Genomic DNA, 21722 nt, shown 5'->3' with positions numbered 1-21722 from the left:
ATTAGACAATGTCAAAATCAAAATATCGGTGTGGATAGGGTTCATCTTTCAAGGTATAATGCCACCACTCAACATGATATTCTTTAAATTTATGTTCCTGCATTTTAGAGCGCAGATAATTACGATTCTTTAAGCCCTCTTCATCAATTAAGGTACAATCATGAGCAGAAGCAGAATCCATCAGATCTACAGAACTATACATATTAACCGTGTTATCATCGAAGTAAGGTATAGCGCGGCCATCTGTTAAAGGACGCATGGTCATAGTAGGCTTTGTATCCAATATTTTGTCAATCTCAATGATCGTTAAATCCACAGTACTGCCGCTACTGTGAGCTGATTGAGCGGCAACATAGCCTAATTTAAAAATTTCCTCTTTATTAATATAAGGATAGTAAAATTGTTTCATTTTGTGATCATTAACATCCTTGCTCCACTTTACGAAATGTTCCACAGCTTTTTTAGGTCTATAAGCATCATAAATTACTAGTGAATAATTATCCTTTTTGAGATCTTGTTGAAGATTTTTAAGCGCTAACGCAGCTTGTATAGTTAAAATCGCTCTAGCGGCTTTATAACCACTAATTTGCTCTCCTATAAAATTATGAGTACTATAGTACATCATATTTTGTCTAATAGAAGGATCTATTTGATCTAGATACACAAAATTTTCTGGTAAATTATTAGTAATATTCAGCATAATTATCCTTTAAATTAATAGTATTTTATAGTATTTCTCAGTAATTCACAAATATTATAAAATAGTAATAATAAGCATAGTGAAAGAATAGAAGAAAGTAAGGTTATATGAAAAAATTCATAGTACCCCACAGATTTTACAGGAGGGTTAAAATAATAAATTGAATAAGTGACTGAGAGTCACTAATCTCCGCTGAGAAACAAGCAACAGGAGGTATTAATGGACTCTCAATCACTATACCAAATATTATACATATTTTTAGATTGGCACCCAGCACGAATTAAAACATTTGCAGAATTAATTTGTGCAGTAGTAAAAGCTAAAACTGTGAGAATCAAAGAATTAGCACTGTATGTCGCTTCTAAAGGCAATTTGCATGCCAAGATTGTTAAAGTTGAGCGTTTGCTTTTAGAACAAAATATGTGCTTTATAAGTTTAGGGAAAATTATTGTTAAATTGCTCTGTCTAACAGGTAAAATTAGCCTTGCCATAGATAGAACCAGCTGGCAATTTGGTATTAAAAATTTGAATTTTTTTGTTGCAACTATCGTTTATGGTAATATTTCAATTCCTATAGCATGGTTGTTACTTGATAAAAAAGGCAACTCTTCTACTAATGAAAGAAAGAAATTGATTGAGCAAATTTTAACAATTATACCTAAGGAAATGATAGAGCTTATCCTTGCCGATCGGGAATTTGTTGGTGAGGAATGGTTGCAATATATGGGTGGAATCCAAAAATTACCTTTTGCTATCAGGCTAAGAAAAAGTGAGAAGGTCAAGCATTTCAACGGTGGCAAGATGAAGTTGAATAAATGTTTTGCCGATATGCAAATGGGTGACACTAAAACTATAGAAAGCAAAATTTACAATGGTATGGCAATTAAAATAACTTGTTTGCAATTAGAAAGAGAGCAACTATTTATTGCTAGTAATGTGCTTATTGGTGAATGTGCTTTGCTAGCATATAAGCAGAGGTGGAGCATTGAGCGACCTTTTCTGTCTCTCAAGTCATCTGGATTTAATATTGAAGATACCCACATTACAGATCAAAAAAAGCTGGAAAAACTATTTGCAATAGTATCTTTATCCTTAGCTATTTGCGTGCTTGCTGGTGACATTAAGAACAAAATTTATCCTATAAAGATCAAAAAACATGGTCGTAAATTATACTCATTATTTACTTACGGATTTGATTGGATAAAAGATTATTTTTATAACTCGTTAAGTGATACCCCTGCTATGTTGTTTTCATTACTACGAAAACACATTATGCATGCCTTTCAACTTCAACAATAAGTGTGGGGTACTATGGTAATAGGTATCAATGCTAAAAAAGCTAGAGGTAAAATGATAAATTATATCGCTAAAAATCTTATAGATACTCCAGAAAAACTGCAAAAATTTACAGAACTAAATTATCAATTTCACAAAAATCAATCCTCTGAGCAGGATTGGGTGTTTATTAAAGTTAATTAATTTTATATTGTTGTAAATGTGAACCTAACAACTCTGATTCAATATTTTTAATTGTTATTAGTTTTATATTAGAACTATGACCTAACATAATTTGTATGTTTTGTTTATATATTTTCCATTTTTGAGATAAAAAATCGATTATTTCTTGATTAGCTTTACCATTTTCTGGAGATGATTTAATATTCAGCTTCAAATAGTTTTTATTATTGATAATAATAAAATTTTGTATTTCGTTATTCTTAGCATTAGTTTTAACTTTAATAGCAAGAATGGCTGTTTTGTTATATGAATTATAGCTAAATAATTGCAGCATATAACACCAAAATATATCTATATTGTAAGTAAATAATTTAAGGTCAACTATATATTATAGTACCGATAATAATTATTGAACATCCGAGTGAACCAATAATTTCTGCATATATTAATGCTTTGGCCTTTTTAACAAAACCATAAACAAGCCAATTTATTAATAAAAACAAGCAAATCAAATAAGCAGGTAATGAAATATCCTCTGCCGACTGAGTAGAAAATATTTTATAGGCTTGTATGTAGTGCATTGATTGCCCCATAATACCTACGGTCATAATATAACGTTCATATAGATTATATTTAGTAGAGATTATATTCTTTGACTCTGACATATAGTTTTATTCTTGTTATTTATTTGGGAAAAAGTGGTAATCTCAGATATACTATATATAGGGACTTAATTAATTGTTTTAAACCTTTAATATTAACTCTAGAAAATTACAACTGCTTTGCATTCTGTATATCAGGAGATCCATACCATTAATCCATAGCTCTGGTTATTTTAGGCTAATTCTTAATATGAATATTTTTGCTACTAACATTTGCCCGATAATATCCGCACCCAATTTAGAGGTAGAAGTTAAGATTTGATCTGACATATAATAAAAAGAAGCAATTTTAAAAAAAGTAGATCCTTCTATTTTACAATTTAACGTAATTTATTATCTCAACAAACAGTCCTTTCTCACGACAACAATTTCCTACCCCAAAATAGCAAAAATGTTGTATAATCTACTAATCTCATATATTAAAGTATAATATTCCCAATTTTTATCTAATAAATGAGAAAATGCTAAAACTTTTTGGATATGCCAGAGTGTAAATTTGTAAAGTAACTGATGTATTAAATTTATAGCAGAGGAAATTTTTTGAGTTTATCTAATAAACCGAATATCGGCATCCTCTAATTTTAACTCAGACCAGATTTTGTCTGCAGTATAAATAGGTAGTTTTAGTTTCATACCGAGGCTAATACATGCTCTATCGCCTAGTGATAAGCCGAGATGCTTAGTATCTTTTTTTAAAGCTGCGCAAGTAATAGAATGTTCAAAGTCAAACGGTATTACGGATTCGATAAACGGCTCTATTGCTTGTTGTCCTTGTTCTACGCTCATCTCGGAGTCTAATATCACTGCAGCAGATTCCGAAACATTTACGCTAGACATTACTATATCACCCAATAACTCTTCTACTATCAAAGCACCCGGTTCATTTTTAATTAATGCAAGAAGAGCAGACGAATCTAATATTACTCTACTCATTTTTAGCCTCAACTCTACGGTCCGCTATTAATTTATCTACTAAACTTATATCTGCACTATGGTACTTATTAATCATTTCTCGTACTTTTTTTAAGCTAGCTTTTATAGGAGTCAAAGTAAGTTCATTATTATTGAGATTAAAAACCATTTCATCTCCTTCTTTTAAATGAAGGGATTTGCGATAAATTGCCGGTATAGAGATTTTACCACCTTTAACTATTTTAGCTTTGGCTAACATAAAAAATACCTATGTAATATTTATATAATGACTACAACTAGTATATCATCTACCGTTATAGACAGCAATATTTTTTAGTAGCTGTTTAAAAATAAGCTACTGATATTATAATATTACCCAATCCATCGTTAATTGCAATTTTAAGTATAGTAGAAGCACGCTGTCAAATTTAAGATCCGTCTAATTATACAATTTTTCTAAACTAAAACAATGCCTTACATAACAGGATGTTCCAACTCAAAAACTGTACAATATATATGTCCAACAAATAAATGTTAAATATAATGCTTATATTTAACCATAGTACCCCACAGATTTTACAGGAGGGTTAAAATAATAAATTGAATAAGTGACTGAGAGTCACTAATCTCCGCTGAGAAACAAGCAACAGGAGGTATTAATGGACTCTCAATCACTATACCAAATATTATACATATTTTTAGATTGGCACCCAGCACGAATTAAAACATTTGCAGAATTAATTTGTGCAGTAGTAAAAGCTAAAACTGTGAGAATCAAAGAATTAGCACTGTATGTCGCTTCTAAAGGCAATTTGCATGCCAAGATTGTTAAAGTTGAGCGTTTGCTTTTAGAACAAAATATGTGCTTTATAAGTTTAGGGAAAATTATTGTTAAATTGCTCTGTCTAACAGGTAAAATTAGCCTTGCCATAGATAGAACCAGCTGGCAATTTGGTATTAAAAATTTGAATTTTTTTGTTGCAACTATCGTTTATGGTAATATTTCAATTCCTATAGCATGGTTGTTACTTGATAAAAAAGGCAACTCTTCTACTAATGAAAGAAAGAAATTGATTGAGCAAATTTTAACAATTATACCTAAGGAAATGATAGAGCTTATCCTTGCCGATCGGGAATTTGTTGGTGAGGAATGGTTGCAATATATGGGTGGAATCCAAAAATTACCTTTTGCTATCAGGCTAAGAAAAAGTGAGAAGGTCAAGCATTTCAACGGTGGCAAGATGAAGTTGAATAAATGTTTTGCCGATATGCAAATGGGTGACACTAAAACTATAGAAAGCAAAATTTACAATGGTATGGCAATTAAAATAACTTGTTTGCAATTAGAAAGAGAGCAACTATTTATTGCTAGTAATGTGCTTATTGGTGAATGTGCTTTGCTAGCATATAAGCAGAGGTGGAGCATTGAGCGACCTTTTCTGTCTCTCAAGTCATCTGGATTTAATATTGAAGATACCCACATTACAGATCAAAAAAAGCTGGAAAAACTATTTGCAATAGTATCTTTATCCTTAGCTATTTGCGTGCTTGCTGGTGACATTAAGAACAAAATTTATCCTATAAAGATCAAAAAACATGGTCGTAAATTATACTCATTATTTACTTACGGATTTGATTGGATAAAAGATTATTTTTATAACTCGTTAAGTGATACCCCTGCTATGTTGTTTTCATTACTACGAAAACACATTATGCATGCCTTTCAACTTCAACAATAAGTGTGGGGTACTATGATATTTAACATTTATTTTAAAAACTTCAATAATTATCTTCATTAAAAACTTACGTTAAAATATTAAATATGAAAATTGGTTATGCTAGAGTTTCAACTAAACATCAACGCGATGCCTTAGATCAACAAATAGCTTTATTAAAAAATGCTGGATGTAAAGAAATCTATTCGGAGATTATTAGCGGTACAAGTGTTAAAAGACCTGTGTTAACAAAATTATTAGATAAAATTCAAACTGGTAACACATTAATTATCGTTTCAGTTGATAGATTAGGTAGAAGTTTAAAAGATTTGATAGATATTATTAGCAGTTTAAAAGAGCACTTTATAAGTTTTCAAAGCCTAAAGGAACAAATGGATACTGGAACTGATACAGGGATGTTAATGTTTAATATGGTGGGGTCTATAGCAGAGTTTGAAAGAAGTTTAATAAACAGAAGAATTTATGAAGGAGTAAAAAGCGCGAAGGAACAAGGAAAATACAAAGGTCGCAGTTATTCGGCAGATAAAACTATAAAGCAGGAATACGTCAATATGATAAAAGATGGTAAATATGCCGTATCCTATGTAGCAAAAATGGCTAAAGTTTCGAGACAAACATTATATAATTGGAAAATGGATCTTAACGCTTCAACTTAAAGTAAAAAAATCTTGCCCCTGTTTTTGGATAGCCTCAAGTAATTTCTATACCGGCCTAATACAAACTACCCTCTAAACTGTTGACACCTCAAAAAACCATGGTATTAGTATTACTAACATTTGTAAAACTTTGAAAATATCACTTTATTTATTAATGCCTATTGCTATAAACTATAAGAAACTTATTTAAAGAATATTATGACGAAAGTAGCAGTAGTGATTTCTGGATGCGGACATCTTGATGGTGCTGAAATTTTTGAAACAGTTTTTACCTTGCTAGAATTAGATAAACACCAGACGGAAGTAAAAATTTTTGCTCCTAATATCAAACAGTTGCAAGTAATTAATCATTTAACGCAAGAAAAAATGCCTGAGCAGCGTAATGTACTGGTAGAATCTGCGCGTATTGCGCGTGGTCAAATACGAGCCTTACCAGAATTAAAGGTTCAAAACTTCGATGCTCTAATCTTACCTGGTGGTTTTGGTGCAGCATTAAATTTATCAGATTTAGCAGCAAATAATGAGAATGCGAAAGTTATAGCAGACTTCAAAGAAATAATTGTCCAGTTTTACAAAGCAGCAAAACCAATTGGAGCAATTTGCATCTCTCCCGCACTTTTAGCTTTAGCTTTAAAAGAACATGCGAAAATTACTATTACTCTTGGTAACAAAAATGAATTAATTCAAAAATTAGCAGCTACAGAACAAACATGCCTTGCTGATAATATCGCGGTAGATGAGAAGAACAAACTAGTTACTACCCCTGCTTTTATGTTAAATGCACCACTAACGCAAATCCATACAGGGATTAGCGCATTGGTTGCTAAAGTAATTAACATGTGCGTATAAAATAAAAATATAATAAACTTAATATATCAACCATCTCTATGCTTATAGTCTTGCAACAACCAACAAAAAGTATAATAATGGTCAATACCAACAAAACTTAATTATAAAAGCATACTGATATTTATTACACAATACTAAATATAGTGATATTAAAATAAGCTAATTAATTATTATGATTCGATTTTAATAGTCATTGAAGATTAAATAAATAGTAAGATTATAAGGAAACAAATGTCTGAAAGAAATAATGAAATATTTAATGACAAATCATTAGAGGATTTGAAAATTAGAGTTGCAAAACTTACAGAAAGATCAGAAAAAGATCTACAAAATGAGATGAACAACTTTAATCAAATTCATGAACAATTTAATACAAGATTAGGTAATTTATCGGGTCAAGATTCATATTTTAATGATGAAGTAGATAAATTACTAGTACAAATACAATCTGAAGTTAATCTCGAAGCAAAAAGATCAAGCACTACATAATAGACTGGAGAAACTAAAAGCTGATAGTCTCATCAGACAAAAGACATCAATAACAGACTTATCAGATATCAATTCTAATACTTCTAAGGCTAACAACAAAACAGCTGTAGGATTTTCCTTTGATGATAGTCAATCAATCATTACAGCTAACCTTGACGCACAAGCAAGTATAGCTGATGCATTTGCTGATCAATATGACGATGTACAAGACAAGAAATCACTAACTCATTTAGCTAATAAACTTAAAGAAATGAGTAATATAATTGCTGATATAACTCCTATACCTAAAGAATATGAAGCCCAACTATCAACTATTATTACTAATGGCTTACAAAAAATTTACGAAGGAATAAAGGAAGTAGTATCACCTGCAATAGATGCAATCAAAGAAATAGGTAGTACTTTTATTAATTCTATTAAGTCAATATTTAAAGAATCTCCTGAAAAACAAATAGGCCTACAGGCGTGATAGTAGAAAACACAAAATAAGAAAGGATACTTTTAGCTATAAAAAGAGAGGTGACATTTTAAAAGGTGACTAAGTTTAAATATTGGCTGTAAAACCAATGGATATAAGGGGTTGTAGGGAATTGGCAATTTTAATTAAGATACAAAATGTGTAAAAAGCAGCTACCGTTAATAGTGCATTGCGATCAGGGATACAGGCGCTAGATTTCGCTTTTTGCACCTTCCGTTATGCTGGGCCGTTTTATAGGGCGAAATTTAATTTTTTGTTTTCTTAAATATTCTTGAACCGCATAGGCAAAAAATTCCTGCCCCCTGTCCGTTTGAATGCGTTGTATAGGAAACGGCATACGATCAATAACTCGATCCAAAAAATCTAAAGTATTCTCTGCAGTATGTCTTTTATGTAAAGCTAAAATCTTATATCTAGTACAATTCATCTATGGCAGTGTATTGATATAGATTATTAGCAATTTTGCAAACATCCATTTACACTCTTTCTCCTGGTACTTTACAGCTATAGAGTTTTACCTGCTTGCGGTAATGGCGTTTTAATTTAAGAGAAGCAACATTATATTTTTTAAGTATTTTATGAATAGTGGCTGTAGAAAATGAAATATTGTGTAAACGTTTTAACTCACTTTGAATACGGCGCCCACCAAGATTTCTATTTTTTCTTAAATTAATTATAAGATTTTCATCAATTTCATTTCTTTTCTGTAGAGGAAAATTCTTTGGTATACTACTAAGGTCGTATAACCCATCTTCACCTAGCAGTTCATAACGCTTATACCACTTACGTAAGGTAAAACGTGAAATACCATAATGCTCTCATACCTTCCCTGCATGAGACAACTGCTGATAAAACTTAGTCCAATTCAGACGAAGTCGAATTTTAGAATCCATTGTTAGTACTTGCTTAAATACATAAATCATTACTTTTGTAATAATCTCTATGAGTCAAGAATTTAGCAGCTAGATAATACTTTACCTTACATTGTTGTTGTAATAAGGTGTATAAATCACACACCATCCAGATTATATAATGAAGTAGTACAAGCATTTTAGGTAGATGCAGTTAAGTAGGAGACTATAAGCAAAAACATGTTTTTTAAATCATTATTTTTACCCTTCCGCACCACCCCATGTTTCCTCTCCTATTAATATTACAGCTTCTGCAACTTTTTCAAGTTGATTATAGCTATGGTCATTGTGCTCTTTTGTCTCTAGGTGTAATTCCTTGTGTTCTTTTATCTTTGGGGATAATTCTTCTGTTAATTCCTGTAAATTTGCAGTTAAGTCTCCTATTCTGTTAAGCTGACCAGCAGTTACTAATCCACCTTTTAGTGTTTCGGGTAATGAGCAAACTATTTCTTTTATATCGAATAGTTTTTTAAGTTTTATAGTTATCGGAACCTTCCCATTATATAAAATATTCCCATTTTCCATGAGTGGTATCTCGTCTACAGCCTTAATTAGTGCATCTTTATCATTTTGCATGTTTGATATAAACTTTTCTACAACCTCAATTATGCTATCCACTAGAGTAAAAGCATATTTTTTATATACTGGCACCCAATATTTAGCAACTTCCTTCAGTTTTATAAACTCTTGATCCGTTATTTCATAATATTCCTTATTGCTTTCCTCTACGCGTGAACTTAAAAACAATTTAGTATGAACAGTATTTAATTTTTCATCTCCTAAAAGTTTAGTAACATAATACAATATCTCTAATACTGTATTATAAGTGTGTTCATAACACTGTTGAATTGGATTTATAAGGAAGGAGTGTAAAGCAGTTAATTCATTTTTAACCTCAGTGAATGACACTTTATTAGGCAATAGCTCATTTGATATGCCATATAAGAATTCTCTCACCTGATCAATGATATATGGAATATAGCTATCTGGAATGTCTCCATTTTTTAAAGACAAGAGTTTTTGAACAACTATAGGTTTTACACAGTCATCTATATTTTTTATGAATTTACTCTTTAGTCTGCTCGTTAAAAGTGAGTTGTCTGATAATGCTTTTGATGCTGTCCATTTTTGTATTTTTTCCAATTGCCAATCTTTAAGCTCTTCTCCCTGCAATTCCCACATTTTTAACTGCCATTGTACTAATTGCGGAGATTGTTCTAATTGCCAATCTGTAAATTGCTTTCCTTGTTCTTCCCATTGCTTATATTGATGTGTCGAGAATTCTTGTAATTTTTCTGTTAATTTTTGTACTGCTAATTGTCGTTCAGGTAAATATTTTAACATATGATTACTGATATTTTTTCTAAAATTTTGAAAAAATAATTTTTCAATTTGGGGTGTACTATAAGTATACTGAATAATCTCTTCTATTGTCCTTCTAGAGTTATGTATAGGTTCACCAAATATGAACTTAGGATAGTGAACTAACATAGTTGAGTTTGCAGGCACAGTAAGAATGGCTTTCATTACCTGCGTGTACTGCGGCTTTATCGGTATATCAGTAGCTCCAAAAGCCACAAGTATTAAGGCTATCTCTAGTTGATTTTTTTTGAGCAGCGTAGGTTAAAGGGGTACAATTTGGAGCAGTTGGATCTGCACCTTGTGCTAATAAAAATTTAACTATATCCACTTTTGTATTTTCAATTGCTAACATGAGAGGTTGGTTTACATCAGCTTTTACATTAGCCCCATGCGCTACTAAATATTTCACTAATTCTAGATTGCCGTTAGAAATTGCTACTTTTAAAAATTCTGAGTTAGCGCCAATAATAGCATTCACATTATTACTATATTCTACTAGACATTTTACCATTGGAAGGTTACCTTCCTTAACCTCTGTAAGTAAAGCAGAAATATATTCCTTTTCTTGTAATGCTCCCTTTAATAAACATTTAACTATATCAAAATTATTCTGTTTTGCTCCTTGTTTTAAATGGACATGTGTTACGTTAGCTCCTCGTTTTAATAGATACTCAACTATTGATTGGTGTTTTCTGTGTATAGCCTCTCCTAAAGGACGAAAAAAGTTATTTTGTGTATTCTCTATATTAGCCCCTACTTTTACTAGATAACAGACCAAATCAAGATTGCCCTTACGAATGCTATCTGTAAAGGAAATATGCCTCCTAAACCATGCGTATTCACCTCAGCGCCATACTTTACTAAAAGTTTGATTAAACCAACATCCTCATTATATATTGCTGCTAGTAGTGGGGTCTCACCCGTGTAACCAGTAGGTTTCATTCTATTATTTACATCAGCACCACCGTAATCTAGTAGATAATGAGCTTGTTCATAATCGCCGTTCTGTACTGCAGAAAGTAATCCACACTTGTCTGGAGAAGTCCCTAATTCTTCTTGAGCTCCCCGCTCTATAAGATATTCTTTTAGGGCTACTTCTTTTTTTCTTTTTGCTAGCGTTACTGCAGCCCAACCTAACTTATTCGTTTGGTTCAATATATAAAAAACTATGGTATTTGCATTACTCACTTGAGGACAGGGAGGAGATGCTACATCTAATAATTGCTTCACCCCTTGTAAGTGATTATTTGCTACTGCATGATGTAAAGGAGTATCCCCGTGTATATCCTTAACTACTAACTCTGCTCCCATCTCTATTAATGTAGGTATTATACCATAGTACCCCACACTTATTGTTGAAGTTGAAAGGCATGCATAATGTGTTTTCGTAGTAATGAAAACAACATAGCAGGGGTATCACTTAACGAGTTATAAAAATAATCTTTTATCCAATCAAATCCGTAAGTAAATAATGAGTATAATTTACGACCATGTTTTTTGATCTTTATAGGATAAATTTTGTTCTTAATGTCACCAGCAAGCACGCAAATAGCTAAGGATAAAGATACTATTGCAAATAGTTTTTCCAGCTTTTTTTGATCTGTAATGTGGGTATCTTCAATATTAAATCCAGATGACTTGAGAGACAGAAAAGGTCGCTCAATGCTCCACCTCTGCTTATATGCTAGCAAAGCACATTCACCAATAAGCACATTACTAGCAATAAATAGTTGCTCTCTTTCTAATTGCAAACAAGTTATTTTAATTGCCATACCATTGTAAATTTTGCTTTCTATAGTTTTAGTGTCACCCATTTGCATATCGGCAAAACATTTATTCAACTTCATCTTGCCACCGTTGAAATGCTTGACCTTCTCACTTTTTCTTAGCCTGATAGCAAAAGGTAATTTTTGGATTCCACCCATATATTGCAACCATTCCTCACCAACAAATTCCCGATCGGCAAGGATAAGCTCTATCATTTCCTTAGGTATAATTGTTAAAATTTGCTCAATCAATTTCTTTCTTTCATTAGTAGAAGAGTTGCCTTTTTTATCAAGTAACAACCATGCTATAGGAATTGAAATATTACCATAAACGATAGTTGCAACAAAAAAATTCAAATTTTTAATACCAAATTGCCAGCTGGTTCTATCTATGGCAAGGCTAATTTTACCTGTTAGACAGAGCAATTTAACAATAATTTTCCCTAAACTTATAAAGCACATATTTTGTTCTAAAAGCAAACGCTCAACTTTAACAATCTTGGCATGCAAATTGCCTTTAGAAGCGACATACAGTGCTAATTCTTTGATTCTCACAGTTTTAGCTTTTACTACTGCACAAATTAATTCTGCAAATGTTTTAATTCGTGCTGGGTGCCAATCTAAAAATATGTATAATATTTGGTATAGTGATTGAGAGTCCATTAATACCTCCTGTTGCTTGTTTCTCAGCGGAGATTAGTGACTCTCAGTCACTTATTCAATTTATTATTTTAACCCTCCTGTAAAATCTGTGGGGTACTATGAATAATTATACCCCTCCCAGTAATTTTTTTCTTTCTTTATTATTCGATATTGTTTTTCCACATCTGATATACTGGCTTTGTTTAGGGTAAAGCCTAAAGGCGCAGGATTGGCACAAACATTACAAGCAAAAAACAATAATAACCAAAATAGCCATTTGTTCATAAAAATTCCTTAATGAATACATTATATACTAACTTAATAGTACATAATTATTATCATAATTTCAACTAATTATTGCAATAATAGTAAATATATTACATGATATTTTAAGGTAAATATCAGTAGCTATAAAATGTTTTTATACCAAGTCGCTTTCTTCACATTAGGTCGTCGTATTTCGGGATTCGTCGTGCTCTCCTAGTATCTCTAGGCTTCACGCCTCTTCCAGTGTCCCTAATTTAGCTTAATTAACTATAGACTTCTTTCGAAACTCTACTAGCGATGGTAATTTGGGTAATGAATCCTAAGCTTAAAGCCTCACATACGCTGCGGTTTTGCACTCCGGGCGAGCCTTCTTCAATTACCCTACCAGAAGCGAGCTATAAAAGAAGTCTAATGAATTAAAGTTACTTAGGGCATATTCCATATTTTAAATTAGTTGTGTGCAAACAATAACTTACATTTTCCCAGTCGCTAAGGCGTGTAGGACTGACAGAAATATCAATTCTCCTCCAATCAGGAGTGAAAGTAACATTAAAAGCTTTTTCCTCCTCTCCGAATCGCAATTCTTCTAATAATGAATTTATTTTTCCATTATTTTTATCTAGAGAAAACATATTTAGCGACATCCGAGGATTAGCTCCGCCTTCACCTGAGCCATAATAACTGTAAAAAATATTAGGACCTTTTTTCAGTATTATTTTTTTATTATCAAAATCTTTAAACTCTAACAAATCAGAGGAAATACTAATAAAATCACTATAAACGATTTTATTATGCTTAAGGATGGCAAGTTTAGGTCCACATAAGATAATATCAAAGCCTATTTTCTTATCCCATAAATCGACAGCATAAAGAACTGGTGATTTACTATCAATATCTGGTATAGTTTGGTATCCCCTAGTAGGATTGTCCACAAGGAGAATATTTTTCAAATATTTATCATCAGATGGTAAATAGTAAGTTTTAGCATTTTCAGAAAAGGTAGGATAGCGTCCCCCATTTTCTGGGCTTCTAGAAATAGCTTCAGGAATAATTGCTAAATTATATTTGCATTGCGTGAGTAAATATTCTCTAGGAACTGAAAGTGAAAATAAATTTAACAATTCTGGCCCTTGAGGAGGAATTATTGCAGAAATAGTAGAGTAAGAAGTCAGTTTGTTGTTGCCATTTGTAGCATGGAATATATCGACCCGTATTTTAACATCTCGAATTTGCAGTGATTGCATTGGTGGAAATAAGTTCCAGGGAATTAAAAATTGAAATTTGTATCCGCTATTTGCAATATTCTCTGCCAAAAACTTGATCTTTGGTAATTCCGCAGGTTCCAATATAGCAAGTGCAGTTTTGGTCTTCTTGTCTAATAATTGAAATTCCGGAAAAGCATAAATTTCTCTTGCCATGTTTGGGGCCAGCTGCCATTGTCTTAAGAAAAGTTTTTGAAAACTGTGGCGATATAATAGCTGTTCCTGATACCACTTCTTACACTCCTCTCGATACCTTATAACCGTTTCTTGGTCATACCCCCCTTGTGGGCCTGCAAAGGGGAATATTGTTAGACAGTCTTCTGCCTTATTTACTTCCTTATATCCAAATTGATGACCCCAACCAACAGGCGGTAACTGCATATCATTCACATCAGTTAACCATATTTCAATATGGTCTTTTAATGACATTTCCTCTATAGAAGTTGGCCAATTAGGAATAATATTATTCACTATTCCTGACACTATAATCCCATGTTCATTATCATTTAACTTGATATTGCCAATTACCTCATTATTTTGATCCTTGTTAAATAAAGGAAATATGGTTGGAGATTTGTGTATAACAGCTAAACTATGGTAAGAAGGTAGCATAACATGGGTGAAGAATAAAATTAGTATATATTTGTGTGATACTAGGCATTGGATTTGAGCGCGAAAACGACTAAATGCAGAGTCCATTATAGTAACTATGTCAGCACTTACATTCTTAATAGTTTTAAAAAATAAGTGGCAGAAGTAAAGTAATATATGTACATTAAGTAAAAGCACTTTATGAAAAGTAGATATTTTTGTCTTTATTATCATATGTTTAAGTAAGAATTATTCGACAGTGCTAAACACCACTCATTTGAAAGCAATTTGGTATTGTAAATTTATAATGCGCTAAAATAATAAGCAAGACAAACATATTTTCTAGTAAGTTAACTATAATATATGCCAGGCCCCACTATATTTTACCATATTTTAGTTAATTAACTTCCTAGCAAAATCCTAATCATAAAAAAATATTGAGTTAGGCTGTTTAAATTTTCATTTATAAGTACTATATAAAATGAACATATAGTCAAATCTTAGGTTCTGTGAACATTTCTATCTAATGGTCGATTCCGTCGTGATTTTCGTTCTCGAATCCTCACGTACATTTAAACACGCTGTAGCTTCTGCAAGCGAACATACCTATAAATCTACTCATTAGATAGAAATGTTCACAGAACCTAAAATAAAAAATATTTTTACACTAGATTAGATATGCAAAAAAATAGGATTAAATATGACGCAAGAAAAAAAGAAATTTGATGCTGAAGTAGGCAAGATTTTAAACTTAATGATTCATTCTCTTTATAGTAATAAAGAGATTTTCATGCGAGAATTAATATCTAATGCTTCTGATGCCTGTGATAAGTTACGCTATTTATCTCTTAGTGAGCCAAAACTCATTGAAGATGATCCTATCTTTAAAATTACTGTTAAGGTAGATAAAGATAAAAGACAGATTATCATTACCGATAATGGTATAGGCATGAATAAAGAAGAATTAATTGATAATTTAGGGACTATTGCTAGATCTGGTACTGACAATTTTCTACAAAATCTTTCCGGTGATACGAAAAAGGATAGTATGCTAATAGGACAATTTGGAGTAGGATTTTATTCTGCTTTTATGGTTGCTGATATTATCACTGTTACTTCCAGAAAAGTTGGGGAAGATAAGGCCTATGTTTGGCAATCAGACGGTCTTGGAGAATATACGGTAGGAGACTGCGAAAATCATGATTTTGCTAGAGGGACTGAAGTAGTAGTGCAGGTTAAACACGAAGAAGAAAGCTATGTTGATCATTTTAGGTTAAAACATATAGTCAAAAGTTATTCCGATCATATAGCAATACCGATATATTTTATTGATGAAAACTCTAATGAAGTACAACTTAATTCTGCTTCCGCCTTGTGGACACGGTCTAAATCAGAGATAACAGAAGAGCAATATAAGGAGTTTTATAAGACATTATCTTATGCGGTTGATGATCCATGGCTGACTATCCATAATAAAAATGAAGGTACCGTGGAATTCACTAATTTATTATTTATTCCGTCAACAAAAACTTTTGATTTATTTCATCCAGATCGTAAGAGAAGAGTAAAATTATACATAAAACGGGTGTTTATCTCAGATGAAAATATAGATTTAATACCTTCATATTTAAGGTTCTTAAGAGGAGTGGTTGATTCGGAAGATTTACCTCTCAATATAAGTCGCGAATCCTTGCAACATAATAAAACTTTAGAAAAAATTAAATCCGCTATTACTAACAAAGTGTTAGGGGAGCTTAAAAAGAAGAAAAATGAATCAATTGAAGAATATAGTAAATTTTGGAGCAATTTTGGGTCGGCTTTAAAAGAAGGATTATGTGAAGCAACTGCGGATCATGATAAATTGCTTGAAACTTGCATTTTTAGAAGTAGTGTGCAGGACAAAATGATTAGTCTTGATGATTATATTAGTAACTTTAAAGAAGAGCAAAATACTATATATTATCTAAGCGGTGATGACCCAGCAAAATTGCTTTCTAGCCCTCAAATAGAAGGATTTTTAAGTAAGAATATTGATGTACTTCTTTTTACTGATACGGTAGATGATTTTTGGGTAAATGTTAATAGTAATTATAAAGGTTATGCTATTAAATCAGTAACCAGCAGTGATATAGACTTGGAAAAAGAAAATCAGCCGACAGAAGGAATGACAGAAGAAAAAGACAACGGAGAATATGCTCAGTTAATAGAATATTTTAAGGGTATATTAGGAGAGTTAGTAAAAGAAGTCAGAATTTCTAAAAAGCTCACGTTAAGTCCTGCTTGTCTTGCCGTTGGAGATGGAGCTATGGGAATACGTATGGAAAGATTTTTAATTGAACAAAAACAATTAATGTCGGCTTCAGCAAAAATACTTGAATTAAATCCTAAACATAAAATAATTGAAAAAATTAATAGTGATATAACTACAGGTAATAAAGATCACATGGATGAAATACTGGTTAAATTAATTTATGATCAAGCCTGCATTTTAGAGGGAGAGCCAGTACACGATACTGGTGGTTTTGCTAACAGGCTTAACGATATCATTCAAAAAACTATATAGCTTTTTGAATGATAAAAGATATATTCAATTTAATAGAAAAAAACCTGTATGCCATGTAAAGGTGTGGCATCAGCCTTATTAACTCAAGGAGCAGCTAACAAGTTACTTCTTGAGTTAAATAATGGTTGGGTTATTAATAATTGATCCGCTATAACCGGCATTATAAGCGAATTTATTTATAATGCAGGTACCTTATTGTAATTGGCTTAACAAGGTTTTGTTTTTTTAAATTCTTGTGAGGCTGTGCTATAGAGTGTATATAGCCAAAGTGATTTAGGATCTTATATCTTAGAGATATGGTGTAAGTAGTAACGACAAATTTATCTTGCTTAAAAATTTACTATATTTAGATTGCAAAAATAATCGGTTGATTAATTTCTTAGAACCTATAAAGTAATTTTAGATAATCAACTTACTTTTACTTGAACGAGAATATAACTGTTGACTGAATTGCAATTTGACGAAAAACAATTAGATATCATTGAAAAGCTTAAGAGATTTGTAACACAAATAGAAAATAAGCCATTTTTTCGGCTCTTTACTAATCATGCTGCTGAGCCGAAAGGAGTATATTTATATGGTAATGTAGGCAATGGTAAGACGGTGTTAATGCAACATTTTTATCAGAAACTATCTATTAGCAAATTAATTACTCATTATCAACAATTCATGCAATCCGTGCATGAAGATATTCATCAACTTCAAAATAAATCAGTACCTCAACATAATATTATTAAGCAAATTGCTGCTACCTATGCAAAAAAATTTTCGGTGATTTGTATAGATGAGTTTGAAATCAAAGATATCACTGATGCTATGATAATAGGTCCTTTAATTTTGGAACTCATAAAACATAACATATTTATCTTTATTACCAGTAATACCAAGCCTGATTCTTTATATCAAGATGGGTTACAACGAGAATCATTTTTACCTATAATTAAAAAAATCGACCAGGAATTTGAAGTCATACACTTAGACAGTCAACATGATTATAGGTTAAATAAAGTTATCAATTTATCTCATACACGGATAATTTACCCAATTAATCGTAATAATAAACTTTTGATCCAACAACTGATCACAGGCTTAACTCAAAATATCACATTAGCTCCAACAAACTTAGAGGTTTTAGGCCGTACCATCACTTTTAAAACTGCTAACCACCAAATATTAGTTACGGAAGTAGAAGAACTATTTTTAAGACAATTAAGTTATGCAGATTATGTAAATATTTGTCAAAAATTTTCTATTATAGTGGTGGAAAATTTTCCTATAATAGAATCTAATGATACAGATTTAGCAGTCAGATTTATCAATTTTATAGATAATGCTTATTTTTATAAAGTTATGCTATTTATGCTATTAGAAACCGAACCGCTACAAATATATCAGAATGGTTACCGCAGCCATGAATTTCAAAGAACAATTTCCAGATTATATGAAATGAATAGTGAGTCTTATGCTTATGACTAAAGCTGGTAAATTTATTACATTTGAAGGAGGAGAAGGATGCGGTAAATCTACGCAAAGTAATATGCTATACCAATATTTATTATCCAAAAATATTCCGGTAGATTTAACCCGCGAAGTAGGAGGCACTCTTTCAGCTGAAAAAATGCGGGAAATTTTAATATATCAAGAATTATTACCAATGTCTGAGTTACTGCAAATTATGGCAGCACGTTATGAACATATTCATAAAAGAATTATCCCCAAACTAAACGCGGGCATATGGGTAATTTGTGATAGATTTATAGATTCTACTGCTTGTTATCAGGGCTCATATATATCAGATAAACTGTCCCTACCAACAAATAAAGATCCTGGGTTAATCTCAATAGAGCAAGTGTACGCATTACATCACTCTCTTATTACCCCTATCTTACCTGACTGTACATTTTGGATTGACTTACCGCCAGAAACTGCATTATCAAGAGCACAAGTGCGAGGAGATACTAATAAATTTGAGACTAAAGATATAAGTTTTCATCAGGCAGTGTATAATAGATTTCAATATATATCTTTGAGGTTTTTAGACAGAATAGTGCAAATACCAGCTTTGAACCTTAGTGCAGCAGAAATCCATGATATGATAATTAAATTGTGTCGTCAAAAGTTTAGTAAACTTATTGAGTAATGAATTTACTTTATGATATAGTTAATGCATCATATCTAATATTTCTTAAGAAAATTGAAATATAACTAGTATAATACGGTAAGCTAGATGGAACAAAATAAAATAGAAAAAGTATGTGTTATTGGTTCCGGCGTAATGGGGTCAGCAATTGCGGCGTTAATAGCTAGTTCATCATGCCAAGTCGTATTACTTGATATAGCTAGCAAGGACCCTAATGAGAAAAATGCAGTTGTTACAAAAGCAATAGACAATCTACCAAAACAACGCCCTGTTCCTTTATCTCATCCTAGTAAATTAGAGTTTATTAAAATTGGAAATTTAGAAGATGATTTACAGTTAATCACTGAATGTGATTTAGTGATCGAAGTGATTATTGAAAAAATTGAAATTAAGTATCAGCTATATGATAAAATTATCCCATATCTAAAAAGTGGTGCTATTTTAGCTTCTAATACCTCAACCCTACCTTTAAAACAATTAAAAGCTAATATGCCAGATTCTATAAAATCTCGGTTCGTTATTACTCATTTCTTTAATCCGCCTCGCTATATGGAATTACTTGAACTTGTTACCGATCAAACAGTCAGCCCAATAGTTATAGATAAGATAAGCAGTTTTTTAACGGTTAATTTAGGTAAAACTATCGTTAGAAGTAATGATACGCCAGGCTTTATTGCTAATAGGATAGGATGTTATTTACTTGAATTAGTAGTGCGCAAAGCTATAAAAGCCAATTTAAATCCGGTAATTATAGATAAAATTTTTACCAATTTACTCAAATTACCCAATACTGGAATTTTTGGTTTGTATGATCTCATAGGTCATGATGTAATGAAATTAATTTCTACATCATTAGTAAATTCTTTACCCATGAATGATCATTATCACAAAATTTATATTCCAACTCCAATTTTGGATAAGATGATTGAGAAAAATTTAATAGGCCGAAAGGGAGAAGGAGGGTTTTACCGGTTATCAGTTATAAATCAGGTAAAAACTAAAGAAGTGATAAATTTTCAAGATCTATCCTATACCCCAATAGAAGAGCTTAAGGTGGAGTATAATTCCATTGATGAATTATTAGACAGTAGTTCTATTGATGGTCAGTTTTTCAAGAATATCCTAGTAGAATTTTACCTTTATTTAATAAGTCTAATTCCAGAGGTAACTGATAATATTTATGATATCGATAAAGCAATGAGGCTTGGTTATAGCTGGAAAATGGGCCCGTTTGAGCTACTCTATAATATAAAAGATGGTTTTGAATGGCTCAAAAAAGAAGTTGCGAATCGCAACCTCCCCTTACCAGAATATATTGCAAATAATCATTATGAAACCATTGACACTAGCAAATTTCAAGTTACAAGAATTAACTTACAAGAAAGCCAAATCTTATTAAAGAATGATTCAGCTCAAGTTTTTTTATATCAAGATAAATTAGTTTTTAGCATTAATACAAAAATGAATTGTCTGAACGAGAACGTTTTTAACCTAATGCTAGAAGCGGTAGATCTGGCCCAGCAAAAAGCAACGAATCTATATATTGTCCCTATAATTGATAATTTTTCTGCTGGCGCTGACTTAAAGCTGATTGCTCATTATATCAAAACTAATAATTTTACTAAATTAGAAGAATTTCTTAAGCTTGGGCAACAAGCCATGATGAGATTAAAATATTCTAATATAAACATTATTAGTTGCGCAGTTGGATTTGCGCTGGGGGGAGGGTGTGAGATTTTACTCCACTCTGATTTTATTGTGGCTAACCAAGAGTTAAATGCTGGTCTTGTTGAAGTGAGCCGAGGATTAGTCCCAGGCTTTGGTGGTATTAAGGAAATGTTTTACCGTGCTGATGGCAATAAAGCTAGATTAATCAAAAATATTACTAATATTCTAACTGCTAATAAAGCCAGTTCTGCAGATTATTTTATATTAGATTATGGCATTTTGGCGGCCCAAATCAATATGAATAAACAGCTGATATTTCTGGAGGCTTTGAAGGTAACCTTACCAAAAAAAGTAGTGGCAGTAAGGAAGAACATTACTTTGCCGCAAATTATCTTATCTAAAGAATTAGATATATCGGGATATGATGAACTACAAATTTGGTTGCTAGCTAAGTTTCAAGGTATTATTGATATGCAAGAGATTGAAGAACAGAAATTATTAGATCTGGAACGCCAGATCTTTTTAGAACTTGCCCAAAACCCTAAAAGGGATTTAAATTTTTAGGATAATTGGCTAGCTATATTACTTCATAGTACCCCACAGATTTTAC

General features: G+C 31.7%; 23 protein-coding genes and 1 pseudogene. 11 read left to right on the top strand and 13 right to left on the bottom strand.

From position 1 onward, the window contains the following. Position 1 precedes the first annotated feature (1 nt). On the bottom strand, positions 2 to 700 hold the full coding sequence (locus ACFELV_RS05100; RefSeq protein ID WP_375327033.1) for a M15 family metallopeptidase: 699 nt from the start codon (positions 698 to 700) through the stop codon (positions 2 to 4). Between the two features lie 219 nt (positions 701 to 919). On the opposite strand from ACFELV_RS05100, the gene ACFELV_RS05095 reads away from it, so the two are divergent. Beyond that, a complete protein-coding gene (locus ACFELV_RS05095) occupies positions 920 to 1999 on the top strand; it encodes an IS4 family transposase (RefSeq protein ID WP_375326208.1) in 1080 nt (359 codons plus the stop codon). An 18-nt stretch (positions 2000 to 2017) separates the two neighbouring features. Continuing rightward, positions 2018 to 2179, top strand: a pseudogene (yaaA, locus tag ACFELV_RS05090) (peroxide stress protein YaaA); the annotation flags it as partial. On the opposite strand, the gene ACFELV_RS05085 reads toward yaaA, so the two are convergent. The 4 genes from ACFELV_RS05085 to ACFELV_RS05070 all read right to left on the bottom strand — a co-directional run bounded on the left by ACFELV_RS05085 (position 2172) and on the right by ACFELV_RS05070 (position 3991). Next, positions 2172 to 2492: a DUF167 family protein gene (locus ACFELV_RS05085; RefSeq protein ID WP_375327032.1), complete on the bottom strand. Its 321-nt coding sequence runs from the start codon at positions 2490 to 2492 to the stop codon at positions 2172 to 2174. The pseudogene yaaA and the gene ACFELV_RS05085 sit on opposite strands and share 8 nt — an antisense overlap. A gap of 43 nt (positions 2493 to 2535) precedes the next feature. Further along, positions 2536 to 2823, bottom strand: coding sequence for a SemiSWEET family transporter (locus tag ACFELV_RS05080; RefSeq protein ID WP_375327031.1), 288 nt, complete (start codon positions 2821 to 2823; stop codon positions 2536 to 2538). A gap of 543 nt (positions 2824 to 3366) precedes the next feature. Further along, the gene (locus ACFELV_RS05075) at positions 3367 to 3753 is read right to left on the bottom strand and encodes a type II toxin-antitoxin system VapC family toxin (protein WP_375327030.1); all 387 of its coding nucleotides are present in this window, start codon (positions 3751 to 3753) and stop codon (positions 3367 to 3369) included. After that, a complete protein-coding gene (locus tag ACFELV_RS05070) occupies positions 3746 to 3991 on the bottom strand; it encodes an AbrB/MazE/SpoVT family DNA-binding domain-containing protein (protein ID WP_375327029.1) in 246 nt (81 codons plus the stop codon). Before ACFELV_RS05070 ends, ACFELV_RS05075 begins: the two co-directional genes overlap by 8 nt. A 400-nt stretch (positions 3992 to 4391) precedes the next feature. Between ACFELV_RS05070 and ACFELV_RS05065 the strand changes: the two genes are divergently transcribed. From ACFELV_RS05065 to ACFELV_RS05045, 5 genes are all read left to right on the top strand, one after another. Then, positions 4392 to 5471, top strand: coding sequence for an IS4 family transposase (locus tag ACFELV_RS05065; RefSeq protein WP_375326208.1), 1080 nt, complete (start codon positions 4392 to 4394; stop codon positions 5469 to 5471). 83 nt (positions 5472 to 5554) lie between these two features. Next, on the top strand, positions 5555 to 6124 hold the full coding sequence (locus tag ACFELV_RS05060; RefSeq protein ID WP_375327028.1) for a recombinase family protein: 570 nt from the start codon (positions 5555 to 5557) through the stop codon (positions 6122 to 6124). Positions 6125 to 6322: 198 nt separating this feature from the next. Continuing rightward, entirely contained in the window at positions 6323 to 6973 is a 651-nt protein-coding gene (gene elbB, locus ACFELV_RS05055; protein ID WP_375327027.1) for an isoprenoid biosynthesis glyoxalase ElbB, read from the top strand. 231 nt (positions 6974 to 7204) lie between these two features. Then, entirely contained in the window at positions 7205 to 7462 is a 258-nt protein-coding gene (locus ACFELV_RS05050; protein ID WP_375327026.1) for a hypothetical protein, read from the top strand. A 250-nt stretch (positions 7463 to 7712) separates the two neighbouring features. Beyond that, the gene (locus ACFELV_RS05045) at positions 7713 to 7931 is read left to right on the top strand and encodes a hypothetical protein (RefSeq protein WP_375327025.1); all 219 of its coding nucleotides are present in this window, start codon (positions 7713 to 7715) and stop codon (positions 7929 to 7931) included. Between the two features lie 199 nt (positions 7932 to 8130). Here the strand turns inward: ACFELV_RS05045 and ACFELV_RS05040 are convergent, their stop codons facing one another. The 8 genes from ACFELV_RS05040 to ACFELV_RS05005 form a co-directional block, all read right to left on the bottom strand. Continuing rightward, positions 8131 to 8367, bottom strand: coding sequence for a DDE-type integrase/transposase/recombinase (locus tag ACFELV_RS05040; RefSeq protein WP_375327024.1), 237 nt, complete (start codon positions 8365 to 8367; stop codon positions 8131 to 8133). A gap of 49 nt (positions 8368 to 8416) precedes the next feature. After that, on the bottom strand, positions 8417 to 8746 hold the full coding sequence (locus tag ACFELV_RS05035) for a helix-turn-helix domain-containing protein (RefSeq protein ID WP_375327523.1): 330 nt from the start codon (positions 8744 to 8746) through the stop codon (positions 8417 to 8419). 306 nt (positions 8747 to 9052) lie between these two features. Continuing rightward, positions 9053 to 10195, bottom strand: a complete 1143-nt coding sequence (locus ACFELV_RS05030; RefSeq protein ID WP_375327023.1) for a hypothetical protein — start codon at positions 10193 to 10195, stop codon at positions 9053 to 9055. A 214-nt stretch (positions 10196 to 10409) separates the two neighbouring features. Then, positions 10410 to 10991, bottom strand: a complete 582-nt coding sequence (locus ACFELV_RS05025) for an ankyrin repeat domain-containing protein (protein ID WP_375327022.1) — start codon at positions 10989 to 10991, stop codon at positions 10410 to 10412. Next, positions 10976 to 11560 (bottom strand): ankyrin repeat domain-containing protein, encoded by a 585-nt coding sequence (locus ACFELV_RS05020; protein ID WP_375327021.1) that lies wholly within the window; start codon positions 11558 to 11560, stop codon positions 10976 to 10978. The genes ACFELV_RS05025 and ACFELV_RS05020 overlap by 16 nt, the downstream gene beginning before the upstream one ends. A gap of 2 nt (positions 11561 to 11562) precedes the next feature. Beyond that, positions 11563 to 12642: an IS4 family transposase gene (locus ACFELV_RS05015; RefSeq protein ID WP_375326208.1), complete on the bottom strand. Its 1080-nt coding sequence runs from the start codon at positions 12640 to 12642 to the stop codon at positions 11563 to 11565. A gap of 96 nt (positions 12643 to 12738) precedes the next feature. Beyond that, a complete protein-coding gene (locus ACFELV_RS05010; RefSeq protein ID WP_375327020.1) occupies positions 12739 to 12906 on the bottom strand; it encodes a hypothetical protein in 168 nt (55 codons plus the stop codon). Between the two features lie 404 nt (positions 12907 to 13310). Then, positions 13311 to 14849, bottom strand: coding sequence for a hypothetical protein (locus ACFELV_RS05005; protein ID WP_375327019.1), 1539 nt, complete (start codon positions 14847 to 14849; stop codon positions 13311 to 13313). 592 nt (positions 14850 to 15441) lie between these two features. On the opposite strand from ACFELV_RS05005, the gene htpG reads away from it, so the two are divergent. From htpG to ACFELV_RS04985, 4 genes are all read left to right on the top strand, one after another. After that, complete coding sequence (gene htpG, locus ACFELV_RS05000; RefSeq protein WP_375327018.1) at positions 15442 to 17304, top strand: molecular chaperone HtpG; 1863 nt, start codon at positions 15442 to 15444, stop codon at positions 17302 to 17304. 441 nt (positions 17305 to 17745) lie between these two features. Continuing rightward, the gene (gene zapE, locus ACFELV_RS04995; RefSeq protein WP_375327017.1) at positions 17746 to 18780 is read left to right on the top strand and encodes a cell division protein ZapE; all 1035 of its coding nucleotides are present in this window, start codon (positions 17746 to 17748) and stop codon (positions 18778 to 18780) included. Next, complete coding sequence (tmk, locus tag ACFELV_RS04990; protein WP_375327016.1) at positions 18767 to 19444, top strand: dTMP kinase; 678 nt, start codon at positions 18767 to 18769, stop codon at positions 19442 to 19444. The genes zapE and tmk overlap by 14 nt, the downstream gene beginning before the upstream one ends. An 87-nt stretch (positions 19445 to 19531) precedes the next feature. Then, positions 19532 to 21676, top strand: a complete 2145-nt coding sequence (locus ACFELV_RS04985; protein WP_375327015.1) for a 3-hydroxyacyl-CoA dehydrogenase/enoyl-CoA hydratase family protein — start codon at positions 19532 to 19534, stop codon at positions 21674 to 21676. The last annotated feature ends 46 nt before the right edge of the window (positions 21677 to 21722 follow it).

The sequence above is a fragment of the Candidatus Tisiphia endosymbiont of Nemotelus uliginosus genome, from assembly GCF_964264835.1.
Lineage (GTDB): Bacteria > Pseudomonadota > Alphaproteobacteria > Rickettsiales > Rickettsiaceae > Tisiphia.
This window is presented reverse-complemented; position numbering and strand designations above follow the sequence as displayed.

Excerpts from the sequence above, each read along its gene's own strand:
- ACFELV_RS05100 (WP_375327033.1), bottom strand. The coding sequence starts at position 700 with ATGCTGAATATTACTAATAATTTACCAGAAAATTTTGTGTATCTAGAT.
- ACFELV_RS05095 (WP_375326208.1), top strand. The coding sequence starts at position 920 with ATGGACTCTCAATCACTATACCAAATATTATACATATTTTTAGATTGG.
- ACFELV_RS05085 (WP_375327032.1), bottom strand. The coding sequence starts at position 2,492 with ATGCTGCAATTATTTAGCTATAATTCATATAACAAAACAGCCATTCTT.
- ACFELV_RS05080 (WP_375327031.1), bottom strand. The coding sequence starts at position 2,823 with ATGTCAGAGTCAAAGAATATAATCTCTACTAAATATAATCTATATGAA.
- ACFELV_RS05075 (WP_375327030.1), bottom strand. The coding sequence starts at position 3,753 with ATGAGTAGAGTAATATTAGATTCGTCTGCTCTTCTTGCATTAATTAAA.
- ACFELV_RS05070 (WP_375327029.1), bottom strand. The coding sequence starts at position 3,991 with ATGTTAGCCAAAGCTAAAATAGTTAAAGGTGGTAAAATCTCTATACCG.
- ACFELV_RS05065 (WP_375326208.1), top strand. The coding sequence starts at position 4,392 with ATGGACTCTCAATCACTATACCAAATATTATACATATTTTTAGATTGG.
- ACFELV_RS05060 (WP_375327028.1), top strand. The coding sequence starts at position 5,555 with ATGAAAATTGGTTATGCTAGAGTTTCAACTAAACATCAACGCGATGCC.
- elbB (WP_375327027.1), top strand. The coding sequence starts at position 6,323 with ATGACGAAAGTAGCAGTAGTGATTTCTGGATGCGGACATCTTGATGGT.
- ACFELV_RS05050 (WP_375327026.1), top strand. The coding sequence starts at position 7,205 with ATGTCTGAAAGAAATAATGAAATATTTAATGACAAATCATTAGAGGAT.
- ACFELV_RS05045 (WP_375327025.1), top strand. The coding sequence starts at position 7,713 with ATGAGTAATATAATTGCTGATATAACTCCTATACCTAAAGAATATGAA.
- ACFELV_RS05040 (WP_375327024.1), bottom strand. The coding sequence starts at position 8,367 with ATGAATTGTACTAGATATAAGATTTTAGCTTTACATAAAAGACATACT.
- ACFELV_RS05030 (WP_375327023.1), bottom strand. The coding sequence starts at position 10,195 with ATGTTAAAATATTTACCTGAACGACAATTAGCAGTACAAAAATTAACA.
- ACFELV_RS05015 (WP_375326208.1), bottom strand. The coding sequence starts at position 12,642 with ATGGACTCTCAATCACTATACCAAATATTATACATATTTTTAGATTGG.
- ACFELV_RS05010 (WP_375327020.1), bottom strand. The coding sequence starts at position 12,906 with ATGAACAAATGGCTATTTTGGTTATTATTGTTTTTTGCTTGTAATGTT.
- ACFELV_RS05005 (WP_375327019.1), bottom strand. The coding sequence starts at position 14,849 with ATGGACTCTGCATTTAGTCGTTTTCGCGCTCAAATCCAATGCCTAGTA.
- htpG (WP_375327018.1), top strand. The coding sequence starts at position 15,442 with ATGACGCAAGAAAAAAAGAAATTTGATGCTGAAGTAGGCAAGATTTTA.
- tmk (WP_375327016.1), top strand. The coding sequence starts at position 18,767 with ATGCTTATGACTAAAGCTGGTAAATTTATTACATTTGAAGGAGGAGAA.
- ACFELV_RS04985 (WP_375327015.1), top strand. The coding sequence starts at position 19,532 with ATGGAACAAAATAAAATAGAAAAAGTATGTGTTATTGGTTCCGGCGTA.